The 22,902-nt window shown below is 67.4% G+C and carries 20 protein-coding genes; 17 read left to right on the top strand and 3 right to left on the bottom strand.

From position 1 onward, the window contains the following. Nucleotides 1-42 precede the first annotated feature (42 nt). The 14 genes from ABC728_RS18650 (at nt 43) to recN (ending at nt 17,882) form a co-directional block, all read left to right on the top strand. Complete coding sequence (locus tag ABC728_RS18650) at nt 43-1,506, top strand: UDP-N-acetylmuramoylalanyl-D-glutamyl-2,6-diaminopimelate--D-alanyl-D-alanine ligase (protein WP_416618336.1); 1,464 nt, start codon at nt 43-45, stop codon at nt 1,504-1,506. Nucleotide 1,507: 1 nt separating this feature from the next. Next, nucleotides 1,508-2,593: a phospho-N-acetylmuramoyl-pentapeptide-transferase gene (mraY, locus tag ABC728_RS18645; protein ID WP_416618335.1), complete on the top strand. Its 1,086-nt coding sequence runs from the start codon at nt 1,508-1,510 to the stop codon at nt 2,591-2,593. 7 nt (nt 2,594-2,600) lie between these two features. Beyond that, nucleotides 2,601-4,001, top strand: coding sequence for a UDP-N-acetylmuramoyl-L-alanine--D-glutamate ligase (gene murD / locus ABC728_RS18640; protein ID WP_416618334.1), 1,401 nt, complete (start codon nt 2,601-2,603; stop codon nt 3,999-4,001). 2 nt (nt 4,002-4,003) lie between these two features. Beyond that, nucleotides 4,004-5,128: an FtsW/RodA/SpoVE family cell cycle protein gene (locus tag ABC728_RS18635; protein ID WP_416618333.1), complete on the top strand. Its 1,125-nt coding sequence runs from the start codon at nt 4,004-4,006 to the stop codon at nt 5,126-5,128. After that, on the top strand, nt 5,125-6,231 hold the full coding sequence (gene murG / locus ABC728_RS18630) for an undecaprenyldiphospho-muramoylpentapeptide beta-N-acetylglucosaminyltransferase (RefSeq protein WP_416618332.1): 1,107 nt from the start codon (nt 5,125-5,127) through the stop codon (nt 6,229-6,231). The genes ABC728_RS18635 and murG overlap by 4 nt, the downstream gene beginning before the upstream one ends. A gap of 62 nt (nt 6,232-6,293) precedes the next feature. After that, complete coding sequence (gene murC / locus ABC728_RS18625) at nt 6,294-7,724, top strand: UDP-N-acetylmuramate--L-alanine ligase (protein ID WP_416618548.1); 1,431 nt, start codon at nt 6,294-6,296, stop codon at nt 7,722-7,724. Further along, nucleotides 7,724-8,677 (top strand): UDP-N-acetylmuramate dehydrogenase, encoded by a 954-nt coding sequence (gene murB, locus ABC728_RS18620; protein ID WP_416618331.1) that lies wholly within the window; start codon nt 7,724-7,726, stop codon nt 8,675-8,677. Before murC ends, murB begins: the two co-directional genes overlap by 1 nt. A 239-nt stretch (nt 8,678-8,916) precedes the next feature. Continuing rightward, nucleotides 8,917-9,849: a D-alanine--D-alanine ligase gene (locus ABC728_RS18615; RefSeq protein WP_416618330.1), complete on the top strand. Its 933-nt coding sequence runs from the start codon at nt 8,917-8,919 to the stop codon at nt 9,847-9,849. Next, the gene (locus ABC728_RS18610; RefSeq protein WP_416618329.1) at nt 9,837-10,748 is read left to right on the top strand and encodes a cell division protein FtsQ/DivIB; all 912 of its coding nucleotides are present in this window, start codon (nt 9,837-9,839) and stop codon (nt 10,746-10,748) included. The genes ABC728_RS18615 and ABC728_RS18610 overlap by 13 nt, the downstream gene beginning before the upstream one ends. Nucleotides 10,749-10,762: 14 nt before the next feature. Continuing rightward, nucleotides 10,763-12,043, top strand: a complete 1,281-nt coding sequence (gene ftsA, locus ABC728_RS18605) for a cell division protein FtsA (RefSeq protein WP_416618328.1) — start codon at nt 10,763-10,765, stop codon at nt 12,041-12,043. Nucleotides 12,044-12,163: 120 nt separating this feature from the next. Next, the gene (ftsZ, locus tag ABC728_RS18600) at nt 12,164-13,843 is read left to right on the top strand and encodes a cell division protein FtsZ (protein WP_416618327.1); all 1,680 of its coding nucleotides are present in this window, start codon (nt 12,164-12,166) and stop codon (nt 13,841-13,843) included. A gap of 387 nt (nt 13,844-14,230) precedes the next feature. Then, nucleotides 14,231-15,124 (top strand): UDP-3-O-acyl-N-acetylglucosamine deacetylase, encoded by an 894-nt coding sequence (gene lpxC / locus ABC728_RS18595; protein ID WP_416618326.1) that lies wholly within the window; start codon nt 14,231-14,233, stop codon nt 15,122-15,124. Nucleotides 15,125-15,349: 225 nt separating this feature from the next. Further along, a complete protein-coding gene (locus ABC728_RS18590; protein WP_416618325.1) occupies nt 15,350-16,177 on the top strand; it encodes an outer membrane protein assembly factor BamD in 828 nt (275 codons plus the stop codon). A 28-nt stretch (nt 16,178-16,205) separates the two neighbouring features. Further along, complete coding sequence (gene recN / locus ABC728_RS18585) at nt 16,206-17,882, top strand: DNA repair protein RecN (RefSeq protein WP_416618324.1); 1,677 nt, start codon at nt 16,206-16,208, stop codon at nt 17,880-17,882. 32 nt (nt 17,883-17,914) lie between these two features. Here the strand turns inward: recN and ABC728_RS18580 are convergent, their stop codons facing one another. Continuing rightward, complete coding sequence (locus ABC728_RS18580; RefSeq protein ID WP_416618323.1) at nt 17,915-18,397, bottom strand: peroxiredoxin; 483 nt, start codon at nt 18,395-18,397, stop codon at nt 17,915-17,917. A 167-nt stretch (nt 18,398-18,564) separates the two neighbouring features. On the opposite strand from ABC728_RS18580, the gene ABC728_RS18575 reads away from it, so the two are divergent. Both ABC728_RS18575 and pal read left to right on the top strand, forming a co-directional pair. Next, nucleotides 18,565-19,143 carry a YqgE/AlgH family protein gene (locus tag ABC728_RS18575; protein WP_445376642.1) on the top strand — a complete coding sequence of 193 codons (579 nt, stop codon included), beginning with the start codon at nt 18,565-18,567 and terminating at the stop codon, nt 19,141-19,143. Nucleotides 19,144-19,369: 226 nt separating this feature from the next. Beyond that, the gene (gene pal, locus ABC728_RS18570) at nt 19,370-19,900 is read left to right on the top strand and encodes a peptidoglycan-associated lipoprotein Pal (protein WP_416618321.1); all 531 of its coding nucleotides are present in this window, start codon (nt 19,370-19,372) and stop codon (nt 19,898-19,900) included. Nucleotides 19,901-20,066: 166 nt separating this feature from the next. Here the strand turns inward: pal and epmA are convergent, their stop codons facing one another. Then, complete coding sequence (gene epmA, locus ABC728_RS18565) at nt 20,067-21,125, bottom strand: EF-P lysine aminoacylase EpmA (protein WP_416618320.1); 1,059 nt, start codon at nt 21,123-21,125, stop codon at nt 20,067-20,069. A gap of 68 nt (nt 21,126-21,193) precedes the next feature. Here epmA and ABC728_RS18560 point away from each other — a divergent pair, with 68 nt between their 5' ends. Further along, the gene (locus ABC728_RS18560; protein ID WP_416618319.1) at nt 21,194-22,162 is read left to right on the top strand and encodes a lipid II:glycine glycyltransferase FemX; all 969 of its coding nucleotides are present in this window, start codon (nt 21,194-21,196) and stop codon (nt 22,160-22,162) included. Between the two features lie 178 nt (nt 22,163-22,340). Here the strand turns inward: ABC728_RS18560 and ABC728_RS18555 are convergent, their stop codons facing one another. Then, nucleotides 22,341-22,820 carry a DUF6265 family protein gene (locus ABC728_RS18555; protein WP_416618318.1) on the bottom strand — a complete coding sequence of 160 codons (480 nt, stop codon included), beginning with the start codon at nt 22,818-22,820 and terminating at the stop codon, nt 22,341-22,343. Nucleotides 22,821-22,902 lie beyond the last annotated feature (82 nt).

Genomic DNA, 22,902 nt, shown 5'->3' with positions numbered 1-22,902 from the left:
CCGGTCAAAGACCGGCATTATTATTGGAGTGGAGCGGTACGGATGTCGGACATCCTGTGGACAGGATCGGAAGTGGCGGCGGCCTGCAACGGCCGGACGGCGGGCGATGCCGCCTGGACGGTCACGGGTGTGTCCATCGACAGCCGCACCATCATGCCGGGCGACCTGTTCATCCCGCTGAAGGGCCCCCATTTCGATGGCCATGCCTTCGTCGGGCAGGCACTGGCCCAGGGCGCGGCCGGCGCCGTCGTGGCCGACATTCCCGCCGGCTTCGAACATGATGCCCGCCTGATCAAGGTGGATGACACGATGGTGGCGTTGCAGGATCTGGGCCGCATGGGCCGGGTGCGCGCCACGGGCAAGGTGCTGGCCGTCACCGGCTCGGTCGGCAAGACCGGCACGAAGGAGGCGCTGAAGGTCGCCCTGGAAAGCCAGGGCGCCACCTTCGCCACGGCCGGTTCGCTGAACAACCACTGGGGGGTTCCCCTGTCGCTGGCCCGCTTCCCCGCCGGCAGCCTTTTCGGCGTCTTCGAGCTGGGCATGAACCATGCCGGGGAGATCGGCCCTCTGTCGCGCATGGTGCGGCCCGACATCGCCATCATCACGACGGTGGAGGCCGTCCATATCGAGTTCTTCGCCAGCGTCGAACATATCGCCGACGCCAAGGCGGAGATATTCGAGGGCATGGACCCGGCCGGCACGGCCATCCTGCCGCGGGACAACCCGCATTACGCCCGGCTGCTGGCCGCCGCCCGGACCCAGGGGCTGACCCGGGTATTGTCCTTCGGCATGGCGGAAGGGGCCGACGGGCGGCTGCTGTCCTATGCGCCGCATGCCGACCATGGGGTGGCCAGCGCCCGGATCGACGGGGTGGAGGTCACCTACACCCTGCCCCTGCCGGGCCTGCACCATGCCGTCAATTCCCTGGCAGTGCTGCTGGCGGTCAGGGCGGCCGGCGGCGACGTGGCCGTTGCGGCCCGGTCCCTGGCGGGCCTGGCGCCCATCAAGGGGCGCGGGCAGCGCCGGTCGATCGATGTGCCCGGCGGCCGTTTCACGCTGATCGATGAAAGCTACAATGCCAGTCCCGTGTCGGTCGCGGCCTCTGCCGGCGTGCTGGGCCAAGCCATGCCCGGCCCCGGCGGCCGGCGCATCGCCGTGCTGGGCGACATGCGCGAACTGGGCGACCATGCCCCCGCGCTGCACGTCGGGCTGGTTGAACCCGTCGTCTCGGCGGGCACCGATCTGGTCTTCTGCTGTGGCCCCAACATGCGCCATCTGTTCGACGCATTGCCGGCCGAAAAGCGCGGCGCGCATGCGCCCGACAGCACCACCCTGGCACCGCTGGTGACCGCCGCCATCCGGGCCGGCGACGCCGTGATGGTGAAGGGATCGGCCGGCAGCCGCATGGCGCTGGTCGTGGAGGCGCTGAAGGCGATGGACCACGGCCGACAGGACAATAACCCGCAAGGGAACACCGCCGGACAGGCGGGGCAACCGAGAGACTGAGATGCTGTACAACCTGCTCTATCCCCTGGCGGATGAGTTCCAGATATTCAACCTTTTCCGGTACATCACGTTCCGGACGGGCGGCGCCATCATGACGGCGCTGGTGATCAGCTTCGTCATCGGCCCCCGCGTCATCCGCTGGCTGAAATCCAAGCAGGGCGAGGGGCAGCCCATCCGCACCGACGGGCCGGAGACGCACCTGAAGAAGAAGGGCACGCCCACCATGGGCGGCCTGATGATCATGATCGCCCTGATCATCTCCACCCTGCTGTGGGTGGACCTGACCAACACCTATACCTGGATCGTGCTGCTGGTCACGGTCGGGTTCGGTCTGGTCGGGTTCGGCGACGATTACCTGAAACTGACCAAGCGCAACACCAAGGGCCTGTCGTCGCGGCTGAAGCTCATTGCCACGCTGGTGGTCGCCGCGGTGGCCACGGCCTGGTATCTGGCCGTGACCCCGTGGGAGATGGGAACAGGGCTGGCGCTGCCCTTCTTCAAGGATCTGCTGATCAATCTGGGCTGGTTCTATGTGCCGTTCGCCATCGTCGTGATCATCGGCTCGTCGCATGCCGTGAACCTGACCGACGGGCTGGACGGGCTGGCCACCGTGCCGATCATGATCGCCGCCGCCTGCTTCGGCCTGATCGCCTATCTGTCGGGCAACGCCATCTTCTCCAACTACCTGGGCATCCACCATGTGCCGGGCACGGGCGAACTGGCCGTGTTCTGCGGCGCGCTGGTGGGGGCGGGGCTGGGCTTCCTGTGGTTCAACGCCCCGCCGGCCATGGTGTTCATGGGCGATACCGGCTCGCTGTCGGTCGGCGGCGCGCTGGGCGCCATCTCCGTCATCACCAAGCATGAACTGGTGCTGGCCATCATCGGCGGCCTGTTCGTGCTGGAGACCCTGTCGGTGATGATCCAAGTGGCATCGTTCAAGCTGACGGGACGCCGCGTGTTCCGCATGGCGCCCATCCATCATCACTTTGAAAAGAAGGGCTGGTCGGAACCGACGGTCGTGATCCGCTTCTGGATCATCGCCGTCATCCTGGCGCTGATCGGCCTGTCCACCCTGAAGCTGCGGTGAGGGGGCGATGATCGATCTGGGGCACCTGAAGGGACGGAAGATCGCGGTGATGGGCCTGGCACGCTCTGGCCTGACGGCCGCGCGTGCGCTGGCGGCCGCCGGCGCGGACGTGCTGGCCTGGGACGATGGCGCTGCCGGGCGCCAGGCGGCGACCGAAGCCGGCATCGCCCTGACCGACCTGCACACGGCCGATCTTTCCGGCGTGACGGCCGTGGTCCTGTCGCCCGGCATCCCGCATACCTTCCCGGCCCCCAACCCGGTGGCCGCGCGCGCGCGGGCGGCCGGCCTGCCCCTGATCAGCGATATCGAACTGCTGCGCCAGGCCCAGCCACAGGCGACCTATGTCGGGATCACCGGCACCAACGGCAAATCCACCACCACGGCCCTGACCGCCCACATCATCGCCGGAACGGGCCGGCCGACGCAGGTCGGCGGCAACCTGGGCATCCCGGCGCTGTCCTTCGATCCGCTGGGCGCGGACGGCTTCTATGTGCTGGAAATGTCCAGCTACCAGCTTGAGCTGACCCCGTCGCTGGGCTTCGACGCGGCCGTGCTGCTGAACATCACGCCCGACCATCTGGACCGGCATGGCGGCATGGACGGCTATATCGCCGCCAAGAAGCGCATCTTCCAGCGGGGGTCGGCCACAGGCACACAGGTGGCCGTGATCGGGGTGGACGACCCGCACAGCGCCCGTCTGGCCGACGCGCTGGAGGCCGGCGGCTTCCCCGGCAAGCTGATCCGCATCAGCGCGGAGGCTCCGGTCGCCGGCGGCATCGGCGTGCAGAACGGCATCCTGATCGATGATCGCGGCGGCCAACATCATACCGTCACGGATCTGCGCACCCTGCCGGCCCTGCCCGGCCGCCACAACTGGCAGAACGCCGCCGCCGCCTATGCCCTGGCGCGGGCGGTGGGCATCAACCATGCCGACATCCTGGACGGTCTGCGCACCTTCCCCGGCCTTGCCCACCGGCAAAGCAGGGTGGCCGACATCGGCGGCATCCGCTTCATCAACGACAGCAAGGCCACCAACGCCGACGCGGCGGCGAAGGCCCTGGCCTGCTACCAGCCCATCTACTGGATCCTGGGCGGCAGGGCCAAGGATACCGGCCTGGACGGGCTGGACCCGTTCATGCCCGCCGTGGCCCATGCCTTTCTGATCGGGGAGGCCAGCGACGCCTTTGCCGGCTGGCTGTCGGCACGCGGCGTGGCCCATACGCGCTGCGGCGTGATGGAGGACGCCGTGAAGGCGGCCTTCCGGCAGGCGCGGACGGATGGGCAAACGGGCGCCGTCGTCCTGCTGTCCCCGGCCTGCGCCAGTTTCGACCAGTATCCGAATTTCGAGGTCCGCGGCGATGATTTCGCCGCCGCGGTCCGGCGGCTGTCCAGCGGGGAGATCGTCTGATCATGGTGTCCTTTTCCCGTACAGATCATTCGATCCTGGGCCGCTGGTGGTGGACGGTCGACCGCTGGACCATGGCCGCCGTGATGTTGATCGCGGTGATCGGCGTCGTCCTGATCCAGGCTGCCAGCCCGGCCGTGGCCAACCGCATCGGCCTGACCACCTTCCATTTCATCGAACGCCACCTGATGATCCTGCTGCCGTCCCTGGCGCTGGTGGTGGCCGTGTCGCTGTTGTCACCGCGCGGGGTGCGGCGGCTGGCCGTGATCATGTTCCTGGCCGCCCTGTTCGGGGTGCTGATGACCCTGTTCGTCGGCATGGAGATCAAGGGCGCCACGCGCTGGCTCCAGCTTCCCGGCCTGTCGGTGCAGCCGTCGGAATTCCTGAAGCCTGCCTTCGCGGTGGTGGCGGCCTGGCTGTTCGCCCTGCACCGCAATCAGGAAAATGTGCCCGGCATTCCCGTGGCGGCCGGCCTTTATGCGCTGATCGTCATCCTGCTGATGAGCCAGCCCGACCTGGGCCAGACCTTCGTCGTCACCTGCGTCTTTTTCGGCCAGTTCTTCCTGGCCGGCCTGCCCATCGTGTTCGTTGCCTCGCTGGTGGTGCTGGGCGTGACGGGTCTGGTCAGCGCCTATTTCCTGTTCCCGCACGTGCAAAGCCGCATCGACCGTTTCCTGGACCCGTCCACGGGCGACAATTTCCAGGTCGCAAAATCCATGCAGGCGTTCGAGCGGGGGGGTATCTGGGGTACAGGCCCCGGACAGGGCCAGGTGAAGATGACGATCCCCGATGCCCATGCCGACTTCATCTTCTCCGTGGCCGGCGAGGAACTGGGGATGGTGGTCTGCGCCATCATCATCTGCCTGTTCGGCTTCGTCGTGCTGCGCAGCCTCAGCCGCGCCTCCAACGACCAGAGCCTGTTCGTCATGCTGGCAGCCAGCGGTCTGACCATGCAGTTCGGCCTGCAGGCTCTGATCAATATGGGATCGGCCCTGCATCTGATGCCGACCAAGGGCATGACACTGCCCTTCATCTCCTATGGCGGATCGTCGCTGATCGCGCTGGGAATCGGCATGGGCATGCTGCTGGCCCTGACGCGCAAACGCTTCGGACCGGGAGAAAGCCTGTGACCGGCGACCGTCCCGTCATCCTGGCGGCCGGCGGCACCGGCGGCCACATGTTCCCGGCAGAGGCCCTGGCCCGCGCACTGATGGTGCGCGGGCATCGTGTCATCCTGGTCACCGACAAGCGCGGCAAGGCCTTCGGCGACAGCCTGCCCGACGTGCAGGTCGAGCGCATCCGTGCCGCAACCACGGCACCCGGCATCCTGGGCAAGCTGCGCATGGCCAGCGAACTGGTCATGGGCACGGCCCAGGCCCGGTCGCTGCTGCAGCGCATCCGGCCGGGGCTGGTCGTCGGGTTCGGCGGTTATCCCTCCGTGCCCACCGTCTTCGCGGCCCAGACATCGGGTGTTCCCACCCTGCTGCACGAACAGAATGCCGTGCTGGGCCGCGCCAACCGGCTGCTGGCCGGCAAGGCCCGGCTGATCTGCACCAGCTTCCCGCAGGTGGCCGGGCTGGACCGCCTGGACGGACGCCGCATCATCCGGACGGGCAATCCCGTCCGCCCGGCCATCCTGGCCCTGCGCGACGCACCCTATCCGTCCCCCATTCCCGGCTGTGCCTTCAACCTGCTGGTCACCGGCGGCAGCCAGGGCGCCAGCATCTTCGGCGAGGTGCTGCCCCGCGCGGTGGAGATGCTGGGCGAGGATGCCCGCTACCGGCTGAAGATCGTGCAGCAGGCACGGGCCGAGAATATCGAGGAGGCCCGCACCGCCTATGCCCAGATGGGCGTGGAGGCGGAACTGGCCACCTTCTTCAAGGACATGCCGGCCCGGCTGGCCGGGTGCCACATGATGATCGGTCGTTCCGGTGCCGGAACAGTGGCTGAATTGTCGGTCGTCGGCCGGCCGTCCCTGCTGGTTCCCTATCAACACGCCATGGACGACCACCAGACGGCAAACGCCTGGTCGCTGGTGGAGGTTGGGGGCGCCTGGCTGATGGCCCAGCAGGATTTCACCCCCGTTGCGGTAGCGGAACGATTGAACAGCTTCCTGACGGCGCCCGGCCAGTTGACCCAGGCCGCCAAGGCCGCGGCGGCCTGGGCCATCCCGGACGCCGCCGATCGGCTGGCCGATGCCGTGGAAGGCCTGCTGCGGGGGGGCGTGCCATGACCCCGCCCGTCCCGCCCCCCGCCCTTCGCACCACCTCCCCCGTCGCCTTGGAGTTTGACCCCATGCGGGCCTTGCCGCTGAACATCGGAACCCTGCATTTCGTCGGCATCGGCGGCATCGGCATGTCGGGCATCGCCGAGGTGCTGCACAATCTGGGCTATGCCGTGCAGGGCAGCGACATGTCGGACAATTACAATGTCCAGCGCCTGCGCAAGCTGGGCATCAGGGTGGAGATCGGGCACCGGGCAGAGAACCTGGGCGATGCCGATGTGCTGGTCATCTCGTCTGCCGTGAAGAAGGACAATCCCGAGGTGGTGGCCGCCCGAGCCGGCATGATCCCCGTGGTCCGCCGGGCAGAGATGCTGGCCGAGTTGATGCGCCTGAAATGGTCCATCGCCGTGGCCGGCACGCATGGCAAGACCACCACCACCAGCATGGTCGCGGCCCTGCTGGAAGGCGGCGGCCTGGACCCCACCATCATCAATGGCGGCATTATCAACTCGCTGGGCACCAATGCCAAGCTGGGCAGCGGCGACTGGATGGTCGTGGAGGCAGACGAAAGCGACGGCACCTTCACCAAGCTGCCCTCCACCATTGGCATCGTGACCAACATGGATCCGGAGCATCTGGACCATTACGTAACGTTCGAGGAGGAGCGGAAGGCCTTCGACCGGTTCGTGGAGAACATCCCCTTCTATGGTTTCGCGGCCCTGTGCATCGACCATCCGGAGGTGCAGGCCATGCTGGGCCGCGTCGACCGGCGCGTGGTCACCTATGGTTTCAGCCCGCAGGCCGATGTGCGGGCGGTGAATGTGCGCACCGATGCGTCGGGCAGCTATTACGATGTGGAACTGTCCGACCGGGCGACGGACACGCCGCGGACCGTGACGGGCCTGCAACTGCCCATGTATGGCGACCATAATGTCCAGAACTCGCTGGCCGCCATTGCCGTGGCCATCAATCTGGGCATCAGCGACGAGGCCATCCGCCAGTCCTTCGCCAGGTTCTCCGGCGTGAAGCGTCGCTTCACGAAGACGGGCGAAAGCAACGGCGTCACCGTCATTGACGATTACGGCCACCATCCGGTGGAAATCGCCGCCGTGCTGAAGGCCGCGCGCATGGCCGGCAAGGGCCGGACCATCGCCGTCGTGCAGCCGCACCGCTATTCCCGGCTGCAAAGCCTGTTCGGGGATTTCTGCACCTGCTTCAACGATGCCGACGCCGTCGTCGTGGCCGACATCTATGCCGCAGGGGAACAGCCGATCGAAGGGGCCGGCCGCGACGATCTGGTCGAGGGGCTGCGCGTGCGCGGCCACCGCAACGTCATGCCGCTGGCCAGCCCGGCGGCCCTGCCCAGCCTGATCCGCGAGATCGCGCGGCCGGGCGACATGGTCGTGTGCCTGGGTGCCGGCACCATCACCCAATGGGCCAACGCCCTGCCGGCGGAGTTGGACAAGCTGCACGGCCTGGAAAAGGCCGGAAGGGACGATTGATGACACCGCCGCGGATACTGGACGGAAAGGCGCTGGTCGAACGGTTGCGGGCCGCCGCACCGGACCTGCGCGGCCGGCTGGCCGCGGATGCCCCGCTGGGCCCCCTGACCTGGTTCCGGGTCGGTGGCCATGCCGAGGCGCTGTTCCGTCCCGCGGACGAGGATGATCTGGCCCATTTCCTGGCCCATTGCCCCACCGACGTGCCGGTGACCGTGATCGGCGTGGCCAGCAACCTGCTGGTCCGCGATGGGGGCGTGCCGGGCGTGGTCATCCGCCTGGGCGGTCCCTTCGCCGACATCGCGGTGACGGGGGATGTCATCACGGCGGGAGCCGGCGCACTGGACCTCAACGTGGCCTTGACGGCGCAGCAGGCCGGCCTGACCGGGCTGGAATTCCTGTCCGGCATTCCCGGCACCATCGGCGGGGCCGTGCGCATGAATGGCGGCGCCTATGGTGGGGAAACGGTGGATGTGATCGTGGCGGCCGACGGCATCGACCGCCAGGGGAACCGCCGCACATGGAATGGTGGGGAACTGGGCCTGACCTATCGCCATTGCAGCGTTTCAGAGGATGTGATCTTCACCCGTGCCCGGTTTCGCGGCCGGCCGGGCGATCCCGCCGCCATCAAGGAACGTATCGACGCCATCCAGCAGGCCCGCGCCGACAGCCAGCCTGTGCGCGCCCGTACCGGCGGGTCCACCTTCGCCAATCCCGACGGGCACAAGGCCTGGCAGTTGATCGACGCTGCCGGCTGCCGCGGCCTGACCATCGGCGGGGCGCAGATCAGCGAAAAACATTGCAACTTCCTGCTGAACCTGGGCGACGCCACGGCCCACGACATCGAATCGCTGGGGGAAGAGGTGCGGCGGCGCGTGAAGGCGGCCAGCGGCATCGACCTGCGCTGGGAAATCCGCCGCATCGGCTTACCCCGTTCGAATGGGGAGGCGTCATGAACATCACCCCCGATTTCAAATGTGAGTCCGCGCTGCAACAGATTGCCGGGTCCCGAGTCGCTTTTTCAAAAGGCGGTGATTTTGCCGCTTGCGGGGGTGAATCGCCTCCCTTACACCAAATCTTGTGGGATGGCCGGGGTCGGCCCACACCAAATCTTGCGTTACCGCAGAAGGTGCCGGGCAGGCCGGCAGGGGGGCTGGCGCGTGGCCGCGCGGCAGCCGAGGGGGAGTCTGGCGTGATGGATGGGAACCGTTCGAAGCATGTGGCCGTTCTGCTGGGCGGCTGGTCTGCCGAGCGGGAAGTGTCGCTGGTCAGCGGCGCGCGCATCGCAGAGGCGCTGGAGAGCAAGGGCTACACCGTCACCGCCGTCGATGTGCAACGCGACCTGGAAGGGCTGGTCGCCGCCCTGACGCCGCGCCCCGATGTCATCTTCAACGCCCTGCACGGCAAGGGCGGGGAAGATGGGCTGATCCAGGGCGTGCTGGAATATCTGGGCATCCCCTACACCCATTCCGGCGTCCTGGCATCGGCCGTCGCCATGGACAAGGCCATGACGAAGCGCCTTCTGTCCACGGTGGGCATGCCCGTGGCCGAGGGGGTGATCGCCACGAAGGAACAGGTGCTGGCCGGCCATGTCATGGCCCCGCCCTATGTCGTGAAGCCTGTGGACGAAGGGTCCAGTGTCGGCGTGCGCATCGTGCGCGAGAGCGACAATTTCACGGTGCTGGAGGAGGATAGCTGGGTCTATGGCCGGCGCGTGCTGGTGGAGAAGTTCGTTCCCGGCCGTGAATTGACCGTGGGCGTGGTCGGTGACCGCGCCCTGACGGTGACCGAGATCGTGCCCGCCCAGGCCTTCTACGACTACACGGCCAAATATGCCGATGGCGGGTCGGTCCATGTCTGCCCGGCGCAGATCCCCGAGCCTGTGGCGGGGGAGGCCATGCGTCTGGCCCTGCTGGCCCATCAGACGCTGGGTTGTTCCGGCGTATCGCGCACCGATTTCCGCTGGGATGACAGCCTGCCGGGCGCCACCGGCCTGTGCTTCCTGGAGACAAATACCCAGCCCGGTTTCACGCCGACCTCGCTGCTGCCCGAGCAGGCGGCCGCCCTGGGCATCAGCTACGCCGACCTTTGCGCCTGGATTGTGGAGCACGCCCGATGCCACGCATAGCCAGCAGTCACGCCACAGACAATCCCCGTGTCCGCTTCGCCGAAAAGTCGAAGCGCGCCACCCTGCGCGCCACGCAGGAGGCCAACCGTCGCCGCGCCCTGCCCCGCTGGGCCGGGCCGGCCATGAAGATCGGCCGCCGCATGGCGCCCGTGCTGGTGCTGGCGGCCGCCGGCTTCTGGGGCTGGGGTTCCGGCTTCCTGCCCATGGCCGGCGCCATGGTGACGGACCGGTTCATGACGGCCAGCGTGGATGCCGGCCTGTCGGTGCAGGAGGTGCTGGTCACGGGCCGCGACCGCACCGCGTCAGCCGACCTGCTGGCGGCGCTGGAAGTGCGGCGGGGCGCCCCCATCCTGGCCTTCGACCCGCATGCCGCGCGTGAAGCGCTCGAACAGATCCCCTGGGTCCGTCATGCGCGGGTGGAACGCCGCCTGCCCGACACGATCGCCATCACCATCGTGGAGCGCGAGCCCATGGCGTTGTGGCAGGAGGACCGGCAGATGCGGCTGATCGACGCCGACGGCGTCGTGCTGACCGACAATGACCTGTCGCGCTGGCCCAACCTGCCGCTGCTGGTCGGGCCCGAGGCGCCGCGCCACGGCCCCGGCCTGCTGCGCGTGCTGGCCAGGGAACCAAGCGTGGGGTCGCGGGTGGAGGCCGCGGTGCTGGTTGCCAACCGCCGCTGGGACCTGCGGCTGAAGAACGGCATCGATGTCCGCCTGCCCGAGCATGACATGGCCCAGGCGCTGAACCAGCTTGCCATGGTGCAGCAGACCAACGGCATCCTGGACCGCGACGTCGTCGCCATCGATCTGCGTATCCCGGACCGGCTGGCCGTGCAGACATCGGCCACGGCGGCCGATGCGCGCCGCAAGCCCCCCGAAAAGAAACAGCGAACCTGAGGAAGCTCGAGAACATGGCCTTTCCCGGCGCCCTCACCCCCCGTCCCAAATCGCGCAAGCCCGTCCGCGGCGGCACCATCGCCGCCCTGGATGTCGGCTCGGCCAAGATCGTCTGCTTCATCGCCAAGGTCGACGATCCGGGCAATATCCGCGTCATCGGCATCGGCCATCAGGTCAGCCGCGGCGTGCGGTCGGGCGGCATCGTGGATATGGACGCGGCTGAAACCGCGATCGGAACGACGGTGCATGCCGCGGAGACCATGGCCGGCGAGCAGATCCGCGAAGTACTCGTCAGCCTGTCGGGCGGCCAGCCCGAAAGCCAGACGCTGGTGGCCGAGGCGGCCGTTGCCGGTTCGGAGATCGGCGACACCGACGTGCGCCGCGCCCTGGCCGAGGCGCGCAAGCTGGACGTGTCGCCCGACGCGGAATTGATCCATTCCATTCCCGTCGGCTATGCCATCGACGGGGCCAAGGGCATCCGCGACCCCCGCGGCATGGTGGGCGAGCGGCTGGGCGTGCGCATGAATGTGGTGACGGCCGCCGCCGGGCCCGTGCGCAACCTGTCCACCTGCGTCGGCCGCTGCCATCTGGGGGTGGAGGGCTTCGTGATGAGCCCCTATGCCGCCGGGCTGTCCTGCCTGGTGGAAGACGAGATGGAACTGGGCGTCACCGTCATCGACATGGGCGGCGGCACGACCAGCATGGCCGTGTTCAACGATGGCAAGATGGTCTGGTGCGACAGCATCCCGCTGGGCGGGGTGCATGTCACCAATGATATCGCCCGCGGCCTGACCACGCCCGTGGCCCAGGCCGAACGGCTGAAGACCCTTTATGGCAGCGCCGTCTCCGCCGTGTCTGACGAGCGGGAGATGATCGACGTCCCCCAGGTGGGCGAGGAGGAGCGCGGCCAGGCCAACCACGTGCCCAAATCCCTGCTGGTCGGCATCATCCAGCCGCGCATGGAGGAGATTTTCGAACTGGTCCACGGCCGGCTGGAAAGCTCCGGCTTCGCCAAGGCCGCCGGCCGCCGCGTCGTGCTGACCGGCGGGGCCAGCCAATTGTCGGGCGTGCGCGAACTGGCCGCCAATGTGCTGGACAAGCAGGTCCGGCTGGGCCGGCCGCTGCGCATCGGGGGCCTGGCCACCAACGTGTCCGGTCCCGCCTTCGCCTCCGCCGCCGGTCTGCTGGCCTATGCCATGCAGCAGCACCATGAATTGCCGGTCCTGGCCCCGCTTGCCGAAAAGCAGGCGGGCTGGTGGGGCCGGTTCAACGGCTGGCTGCGGGAGAACCTATGATCCGAAGACCGCAGCCCGTGGCCAGCGCCCGCCCCTGACGGCAGCCGACAGCCCAGTCCCCCCAATCTTCCGCCGCCCTTGTTCCTGAATTTCCCTCCCCCGCCAGAGGAGTCCACCGCGATGAGCAGCATCAAGATCACCATCCCCAGCGTCGAAGTGCAGACCAAGCCCCGCATCACCGTCTTCGGTGTCGGTGGTGCCGGCGGCAATGCCGTCAACAACATGATCCGTTCCGCCCTGGAAGGGGTGGAGTTCGTCGTCGCCAACACCGACGCACAGGCCTTGCAGGGCAACCTGGCGGCCAAGCGGGTGCAGTTGGGCTCCACCATCACCCGCGGCCTGGGTGCGGGTTCCCGCCCCGACGTGGGTCGCGCCGCGGCGGAAGAACAGCTTGAGGAGATCCTGGGCCACCTGACGGGCACCAACATGTGCTTCATCACGGCCGGCATGGGCGGCGGCACCGGCACGGGTGCGGCCCCCGTTATCGCGCGCGCCGCGCGTGAGCAGGGCATCCTGACCGTGGGCGTGGTGACCAAGCCCTTCAATTTCGAAGGCGCGCACCGCATGCGCACGGCAGAAGCCGGGATCACCGAGCTGGCACAGTATGTCGATACGCTGCTGATCATCCCCAACCAGAACCTGTTCCGCATCGCCAACGAGAAGACGACATTTGCCGACGCCTTCAAGATGGCCGACGACGTGCTGCATGCCGGCGTGCGCGGCGTGACCGACCTGATGGTCATGCCCGGTCTGATCAACCTGGACTTCGCCGACATCCGCACCGTGATGAGCGAGATGGGCAAGGCCATGATGGGCACGGGCGAGTCCGACAGCGACCGCCGCGCCATTGATGCCGCCGAAGCCGCCATCAACAACCCTCTGCTGGACGATATCAGCATGAAGGGGGCGCGCGGCGTACTGATCAACATCACGGGCGGTCATGACATGACGCTGTTCGAGGTGGACGAGGCCGCCAACCGCATCCGCGACGAGGTCGATCCCGAGGCCAACATCATCTTCGGTTCCACCTTCGATGAGAGCATGTCGGGCAAGATGCGGGTTTCCGTCGTGGCCACCGGCATCGACAACGCCGTGCAGCAGCGCCCGCCCGTGGGGCAACCGCAGCTTCAGGTCGTTTCCGGTCGCCGCGTCGGCCCCGGCCCGGTTCCCGCCCCCGCGCAGCAGGCACCGGCCGCCGCCGTCAGCAGCCCGGCCCACAACATCCCGACCCGCCCGGCGCTGCAGCCGGCCCCGATCCCCGGTACGCCGGCCGCCGCCTTCGCACCGATGCAGCCGGCCCCGATGCCGGGCGCCCCGGCACCGGCACCGATGCAGGCAGCCGCCCCGGTGGAGGCACCGGGCGCCGAGCAGCCCGTTGCTGAGATGGCGGTTGCACCGTCCCATCCGCACCAGGAACTGCGGCCCATGGACATGCGGCCCACGGCACCGGTCCCGCCGGCCGCCGCCCGCCGCGAGGATGCCTTCATTCCGCCGCGTCCGGCCGAGGGCGCGCCGCGCGCCGCCCATACCGCACCGGCCGAGCGATTCGTGCCGCCGCAGACGGAGAAGCGCGGCCTGTTCGCCAAGCTTTTCGGTGGTGGCAGCAACCCGGCACCCGCACCGCGCCAGCCGGCACCTGTCCCCGCCGCGCCGCAATTCGCCGCCCAGGCGCCGCGGCCGGCCCCGACTGCGCCGCAGCAGTCCGCCGTGCAGGCCGATCCCGCACCGCGCCCGAAGGCCGCACAGAGCGAGGATGAAATGCTGGACATCCCGGCCTTCCTGCGCCGGCAGGCCAACTGACCTGCCCCGCCCGGCCGGGTGGAGATGGTGTCTGGCGGCCCGCCCCACCGGCCGAAAGGCCTGTGAACTTTGTTCAATATCAAGTGCTTGTCGCGTTGCAACAGAGGGGCCGGCCCGGCGGGGACCGGCCCCTTCTTCATTTTCCGTTCACCAATTTGGACAAAATTGTGACGTCAAATCAGAGGCTTGCGGCATGTGTTTCGTAACATTTGGTAATAAAGAGTGATTTGAGCCTGGACAGGGATGCTGGCATTGTCAGTCTGCGGAGATGACATCGGCACCGCATTGCAACGTAGGTGGGATAACGTTGCAACCCGCACGGGTCTGGTGGCCTTGTTGTTCCGTGTCAGGGGGCGCATACTGACGAAGTGAGAAAGGGACAAGCCCATGTCCTGGCAACAGACGCTGAATTCGAACATCCATTGCGCCGGCACCGGCCTTCATTCCGGGCGGCGTGTCCATCTGGCCCTTCGGCCGGCTCCGGCCGACCATGGCATCGTCTTCATCCGTACCGACGTGCCGCGTGACCGCGCCGTCATCCCGGCCCGTTGGGATCTGGTGACCGATACGCGGCTCTGCACCCTGCTGACCAATGCGCAGGGCACCCAGATCGGCACGGTGGAACATCTGATGGCCGCCCTGCGCGGCTGCGGCATCGACAATGCCGTGGTCGAGGTGAGCGGCCCCGAACTGCCCATCATGGATGGCAGCTCCGCCCCGTTCATTTTCCTGATCGAATGCGCCGGCATCAAGGTGCAGGACCAGCCGCGCCGGCTGATCCGCGTGCTGAAGGATGTGCGGGTGCAGGATGGCGACAAGATCGTCAGCCTGAGCCCGTCGCCGGTTTCCACCTTCCGGGCCGAGATCATCTATGACAACACGGCCCTGATCCGCCGGCAGGAAGGTTTCCTGCGGCTGACCGATGGCGCCTTCAAGGCGGAAGTGGCCGATTGCCGCACCTTCGGCTTCGCGCACGAGGTCGAGGCCATGCGCAAGGCCGGCCTGGGGCTGGGCGGGTCGCTGGACAATGCCATCGTGATCGAGGGTGACCGCGTGCTGAACCCCGGCGGGCTGCGCCATGCCGATGAGTTCATCCGCCACAAGATCCTGGACGCCGTGGGCGACCTGTATCTGGCCGGCCATCAGATTCTGGGGCATTTCCAGGGTACGCGGCCGGGCCATGCCATGAACAATGCCCTGCTGCGCGCCATGTTCGCCGACGAGCAGGCCTGGCGCCTGGAAGACGCGCCGGTCTGGGAAGACCGCGCCGCCGTGGCCTGATGGCAGTTGCAATGCATATGCAAGAGGGGGAGGTGCGGTCCGCACGGGGCCGCACCTCTTTTTCTTTGCGCATCCGGGCTGCCATGGTTCGGCCAGGATTGGCCCCTAGCTTCCACGAAAAGCGCCATTGCGCACCCGGACACGACGTTTGCCGCTTGGCGCACGCCGTCCCGTGCGTGCTATAAGGCATCCCGCGTTCTAGCTGCTGCCTGGTTGTTCCTGCCGATGCTTCGCACCGACCGTCCGCTCCGCCTTCGTTCCGTTGCCCGCGTTCTCGCGCCGGCGGCCTTCCTGCTTCTTGCGGCCTGTTCCGGCCAGAAGGAGGAGTTGCCCTATGTCGAGCGGCCCGTGGAACAGATCTACACCGAGGCCGCCAACGCCATCGACAACCGCAACTTCACCAAGGCAGCCCTGCTGTTCGACGAGGTGGAGCGCCAGCACCCCTACAGCCAGTGGGCCGTGCGGGCGCAGTTGATGTCGGCCTACGCCCATTACCAGGCGGTGCGCTATGATGATGCCATCACGACGCTGGACCGGTTCATCGCCCTGCATCCGGGCAACCGTAACGCGGCCTATGCCTTCTATCTGAAGGCCCTGTGCAATTATGAACGCATTTCCGACGTGCGCCGCGACCAGAGCACGACCTATGAGGCCCTGCAGAACCTGCAGGAGGTGGTCCGCCGCTTCCCGGCCAGCCCCTATGCCCGGGATGCCCGCCTGAAGATCGACCTGACAAATGATCATCTGGCCGGCAAGGACATGGAAGTGGGCCGCTTCTATCTCAACACTGGCGAGTATATGGGCGCCATCAAGCGCTTCCGCCGCGTCGTGGACGAATTCCAGGGCACCAGCCATGTGCCGGAAGCGCTGCACCGGCTGGTGGAGGCCTATCTGGCACTGGGCATCCGGGAAGAGGCGCAGGTGAACGCAGCACTGCTGGGGCACAACTACCCCGGCACCGTCTGGTATCAATATACCTATGCCCTGATGAACCGCGCCGAGCGGGGCGAGCGGCCGTCCCTGTTCCAGCGGGCCATCGACTGGGTTCTGTGATCCCCCTTCCCTCGCGTCAGGCGCCGGCATGCTCGTCACCCTCTCGATCCGCGACGTCGTCCTGATCGAACGCCTGACGCTGGCGTTCCAGTCCGGGCTTTGCGTGCTGACGGGGGAGACGGGGGCCGGCAAGTCGATCCTTCTGGATGCGCTGGGGCTTGCGCTGGGCGCACGCGGCGACAGTTCGCTTGTCCGCCATGGCAGCGAACAGGCCGGCGTCACCGCCGAGTTCGACCTGGGTGCCCGCCGCGACCATCCCGCCTTTACCATCCTGCGTGAGCAGGAACTGGAGGTGGAGGACACGCTGGTCATCCGCCGCACGCTGACGGCCGACGGACGGTCGCGCTGTTTCGTCAATGATCAGCCCGTGGGTGTCACGCTGCTGCGCCGCCTGGGGGAGACGCTGGTCGAGGTGCATGGGCAGTTCGATACCCATGGCCTGCTGGACCCGCGCACCCACCGTGACCTGCTGGATGATTACGCCCAGCTTTCGACGCAGGGACAGAAGGTCGCCGCCGCCTGGCGCGCCTGGCGGCAGGTGGAACAGGCCCGCCTGACCGCCGCCGAGGACGCGGCCCGCGCCCGCGCGGAGGAGGAATATCTCCGCCATGCGGTGGAGGAGCTGGACCAGCTTTCCCCGGAAGAAGGCGAGGAGAAGGGCCTGGCCGAACAGCGCGTCGTCCTTCAGCATCGCGAGAAGCTGATCGAAAGCATCACCCAGGCTTCCACCGAACTGTCGGGCGAGCGCGGGGCCGAACGGGCCCTGGCCGGTGCCCTGCGCACCCTGTCGCGCATTGCCGACAAGGCGGGCGGCAAGCTGGATGCCGTGATCGCCGTGCTGGACCAGGCCGCCGACGAGGTGGGGGAGGCATCGCGCGCCCTGCAGGGTTTCGCCGCCGACATGGACAGCGACGGCGGCAATCTGGACAAGATCGAGGAAAGGCTGTTCGCACTGCGGGCTGCGGCCCGCAAGCATGGCACGGACGTGGACGGTCTGGTCGCCCTGCGGGCCAGCATGGCCGCCAAGCTGAACCTGATCGAAGACCAGGGCGACCTTTTGCAGAAACTGGCCGACCAGGCCGCATCCGCCAAGGCGACCTATCTGGAGGCGGCCCGCACCCTGTCGGCGGCACGGGCCCGGGCCGCGTCGAAGCTGGATCAGGCCGTCGCGGCGGAGTTGAAGCCGCTGCGCCTGGAAAAGGCCCGCTTCGCCACCAAGGTGGAACCGGTGGGCGAGGAAGGATGGAGTGCGGCGGGCATCGACGACATCGCCTTCCAGGTGGCCACAAATCCCGGCACACCGCCGGGCCCGCTGGCCAAGATCGCATCGGGCGGCGAACTGGCCCGCTTCATGCTTGCGCTGAAGGTGGTGCTGGCCCAGGTGGGCACCGTGCCGACCCTGGTGTTTGACGAGGTGGATACCGGCGTGGGCGGGGCCGTGGCGGACGCCATCGGCGAGCGGCTGGCCCGGCTGGGACGGCACGACCTGCAGGTGCTGGTCGTCACGCACAGCCCCCAGGTGGCGGCCCGCGGTGCCCATCACTGGAATGTACGCAAGAAGGTGACGGCCGGCCGCACGGCGACCGAGGTCGTGCCCCTTTCCCCTGCCGAACGGCTGGAGGAGGTGGCCCGCATGCTGGCCGGCGCGGAAATCACGCCGGCCGCACGCGCAGCGGCGGAAAGCCTTCTGGCCGGACAGGGCTGAACCCCCGGGGCCGGCCAGCAGGCGGGCCGGGTTTACAGGCCCTTCAGCACATATTCGGCGCTGGACACCTCGAACGCCCCCGGCTTCTCAACTTCCAGCTTGGTGATCACCCCATCTTCGGCCACCAGGGCGAAGCGCTGGCCGCGATGACCGAGATTATAGGCCGTGCCATCCATTTCCAGCCCCAGCGCCTTGGTCAGGGACCCATTGCCATCGGGCAGCATCGTGACCTTGCCGGTCACATTGTTGGCCTTGCCCCAGGCCTGCATGACGAACGGGTCGTTCACGGCCAGGCAGACGATATCTTCCACGCCCTTGGCCTTGAAGGCCTCTGCATTTTCCACGAAGCCCGGCAGGTGCTTGGCAGAGCAGGTCGGGGTGAAGGCGCCGGGAACGGAGAACAGCACGACCTTCTTGCCCTTGAAGAGATCATCGGTGCTGACCTCCTGCATGCCGGACTCGGTCAGGTGCTTCAGGGTGACCGACGGAATGCGGTCGCCAACCTTAACGCTCATCTGGTTATCCTCCGATCGGGGGAAGTGGATGGAACTATGGCACCGTTTCTAGGCCAGCGCCGTGGCGCGGACAAGGAAAACGGCGCGTGCCCAAATTCCGCCATGCCCCGGCCGCACCCGGCTGCTATGATCAGTCACACCTGATCCGACAGCCATGCCGAAAGCCCATGCCGCAGTCCGACAAGAAGTCACTCACCTCCCTGACCGGGCAATTGCTGATCGCGATGCCGCAGATGCCCGACCCGCGGTTCGAGAAATCCGTGATCTACATCTGTGCGCACAATGCCGACGGGGCCATGGGGCTGGTGGTCAACAAGCTGTTCGACGGCATCGGCTTCACGCAACTTCTCCATCAGTTGGATATCGACGTGACCGAACCCGCCCGGGAATTGCGGGTGCATTTCGGCGGCCCTGTCGAATTGGGGCGGGGCTTCGTCCTGCACAGCGATGATTACAACCGCGAGGGCAGCATGCCCGTCAGCGACGGTGTCATGCTGACGGCGACCGTGGAAATCCTGCGCGCCGTGGCGGAGGGCCAGGGACCGGAACAGGCCATCCTGGCGCTCGGCTATGCCGGCTGGGGGCCGGGACAGTTGGATCAGGAAATGCAGGCGAATGGCTGGCTGCATGCCCCTGCCGACCGGTCCATCCTGTTCGACGCCGATCTGGACCGGAAATGGGAACGGGCCCTGGCCGGGCTGGGCATCAGCCTGTCCATGCTGTCCGCGGATATCGGCCACGCCTGATCAGCCCCCCTTCGCATCGGCCATCCATGCCATGGTGCGCGCGTGCCCTTGCGGCCGGTGCTTGCGGCCGGGGACGGATGCGCGTTTCCCGGTTCGTGGTTCCGTGTCATTGGCCATGCCCAAGACAGGCCCGGCTTTGGTCCAAGTGCCGCCGCAATCGCGCGCTTGGATGATGTGGGGACGTCGGCCCGGCCGGCAGAAAACTTCTGGGAATGAGAGATCAGCCATGAAACGCTTCAACCTTCTGCTGCTGGCGCCGACGATGCTGCTGGCGGCCTGCAGCTCCGTCAGCGACCGTGAACAGGCCGCGACCAGCGGCGGCGGCTATACCACCCCGTTTCCAGGCGCCGACACCGGCACCACGGCGGGGGCCGGCGGGGTCGATCGTTCCGACCTTTCCAACCTGTCACCGCAGCAGCAACTGGCGCAGATCGGCGACCGCATCTTCTTCGGCAGTGACCAGCATGAAGTGTCGCCCGAGGCGGCATCGACCCTGGACCAGCAGGCACAGTGGATGCGCACCTACCCGGCCGTGACCCTGACAATCGAGGGTCATTGCGACGAGCGCGGCACGCGCGAATATAATCTGGCCCTGGGCCAGCGCCGTGCCGATTCGGTCCGCCGCTATCTGATTGCGGCCGGCATCGACGCCAACAGGCTGGAAACCATCAGCTTCGGCAAGGAACGCCCCGCCGTCGTCGGCTCCACCGCCGATGTCTGGCAGCAGAACCGCCGCGCCGTCAGTGTCGTGAACTGACCGGCAGGGTCCAAGACCGTGTCCCGGTGATCGCCGCCGATCACCGGGCCTGGAGCGTATTTCCGCTCAGCGGAAACACGCTCTCGCCTTTCAGTTTCTCAAACGCCGGCACCGCATCCGCGGTTTGGCTTCACGGCGCATCAGCGCCGTGGCGGCCGTCCCCTTTTCATGCCGGCGCCACGGGGGCCCACAGCACATCATCGATGCTGTCGGCTCCCGCAATGATCATGGCCAGCCGGTCGAACCCCAGGGCGATGCCGGCGCTGTCCGGCATCAAAGCCAGGGCGGCCAGGAACTCCGAATCGATGGGGTATCGTTCCCCGTAAAGCCTTTCCTTCTCGGCCATGTCCGCCTCGAACCGGGCCCGCTGCAACACGGGATCGGTCAATTCCCCGAACGCATTGGCCAGTTCGACGCCGCAGCCATAAAGCTCGAACCGTTCGGCCACGCGGGGATCATCCGGTTTGGGCCGGGCCAGGGCTGCCATTGAAACCGGATAGTCGCAAAGGAAGGTGGGCACATCCATGCCCAGATGCGGTTCGACCCGGTCCAGGCTGACCCGAAAGAACAGATCCTCCCACGTATCGGTGTCGGCCACCCGGATGCCGATCCGCTTCACCTCGGCTGCCAGCCGGTCACGATCCGGGTGCAGCGGATCGGGTGCCGTGGCCAGCAGGTCGATCCCGGCATAGTGCAGAAAGGCATCCTGAACGCTCAGCACGCGCCATTCGGCAAACGGATCGCACCGGGTCCCCCGGAAGCGCAGCAGATCCCGCCCCGCCGCCGTGCAGGCCGCCCGCACCAGGGCGATGCAATCTGCCATCAGGTCGCGATAGCCGGCACCGGCCCTGTACCATTCCAGCATGGCGAATTCCGGATGGTGCGTGCCCGACCGCTCGCCATTGCGATAGACATGGGAGAGCTGGAACAGCTTCGGCACCCCCGCCGCCAACAGCTTCTTCATGGTGAATTCAGGGCTGGTGTGCAGGTAAAGCCGGCGGCGATCGTCGGGATGCGGCCCCACCAGTTCGGTGGCGAAGGCCATCAGATGCACCTCCAGCCCCGGTGAGACCTGCAGGGCCGGCGTCTCCACCTCGTCGAAGCCCTCATCCTCGAACCAGCGGCGCAGGCATCGCATCACCGTCTGGCGCACCGCCAGATGCGGGCGCCGTTTATGGAAATGGTCGGGATGCCACCAGGGCGGGGTCGGGGGGGCCTGACGCATGATCTCTCGACAGGGGGACGGGAAGACGGGCACTCTCGCCTTCCCCGCCGCAACTTGCAACCCGCGCGATGACCCAGCCCGAAAGCCCGCCCAACCTCCGCATCGTCTGGGACGTGGGCCGCCTGTCGGAATGGGCGGGACTGCTGGCCGAATGCGGACAAAGCAGCCTGACGCAGGCCTTCGGCTACAATCAGGCCATGCTGACGGTGGAAGGCTGGCGCCCCCGGCTGGGCATCATCGAGTTGGAGGACCGTGCCATCGGGCTGGTGGTGATGAGCGAACGCCGGCTGTTCCGGCTGGTGCGCATCGCACGGCTGCACCGGGGGCCCCTGCTAAGGCCGGAAGCGCGCCGGCCCGCCGTCTTCGCCATGGTGATGAAGCATATCCGCCAGGAATATCCCAGCGGGCCGCTGAACTGGACCGCCGTGGTGCCGGAATGGCCCGCGGGGGACGAAGGAGCGGCCATGATGCGCTGGGCCGGCTTCCGCCGCGACCGCGCCCCCGGCTACCGTACCATATGGCTGGACCTGCGGCGGACGGAGGCCGAATTGCGCGCCGGACTGGCCCAGAAATGGCGCAATGCCCTGAATCAGGCCGCGCGCGCCGGGCTGGTGGTGGAGGTCGATCGCGACGGCCGCCAGCAACTGCCCTGGCTGCTGGAACAATATCAGGCCGACAAGGCGGCCAAGGGCTATCACGGGCCATCGGCGAAGCTGGTCATCCGCATGCGAACGGGCATGTACAAGGATGGCGACATCCTGCTGATCCGCGCACTGAAGGACGGAGTGCCCGTCGCTGGCATCCTCGTGCTGGGCCATGGCCGGGCCGCCACCTACCAGATCGGGTGGAGCGATGCGCTGGGCCGGCAGACGCGGGCGCATAACCTGCTGCTCTGGCGGGCCGTGCAGGAACTGCGGGACCAGGGCCGGCACTGGTTCGACCTGGGTGGCCTGCTGCCCGACACCGCACCCGGCGTCACCGCCTTCAAGCGCGGGCTGGGCGGGGAAGAGGTGGAACTGATCGGGGCCTGGCGGTGAGACACCGCGTGAAGCCGGCCCCTTATGCTATTTTGCGGTGATCAGAACCTACTGGTTCTGATCACCGCCCTCGATCGCCGGCGCCAACATTCGTTGGCTTGGCTACGCCGCGCGAGCGGTGCTGTGGCCGTCGCCACCGTACCGGCTTGCGATGCGTTACACTTATCGCAAGCCGGTTTTATGGCGCGTCGCCAGCCAGCCGCCAGGTCCAGCGATAGCGGCGCACGCCGCCCTTGCCGTCCGGCCCCTCCATCGCCGCGACCACATTGCGGCCATAGCGGTTATAGACGATCCGCTGGGGATAATGATGGTCGGGGTTGGCGAACACGACCATGTTGTCCCCCGACTCCACCAGCGTGAAACCGACGATGTGCGGATTGCCCAGCGGTTGCGCATAATAGACGATGCGCCCATCGGGTTCCGCGACGATGCGGATGAACTCGGTATCGGCCGGGCGGCTGGTCGACAGGCTGCGCCGCATGCCCAGCATGACACCGCCGGCAGGCTTCATGAAATGTTCCTCGGCCCGGGCAACCCCGTCGCGGCCGATCCATTGGCCCGACAGCCAGGAAAGCGATTTCAGCGGATCTTCGCCACGGGCCTGGGCGGGTGCGGCCACGCACAGGGCAAGCAACAAGACGGCAAACAGGCGAGACATGGTGCGGCTCCTCCGTTTGGTATTGTTGGATCGAGCCTACGCCTTAATTTCCCCTCCGTCTCCGGCCGGAACCGAAATTGAC

This window comes from Niveispirillum fermenti (assembly GCF_052474395.1).
This window is presented reverse-complemented; position numbering and strand designations above follow the sequence as displayed.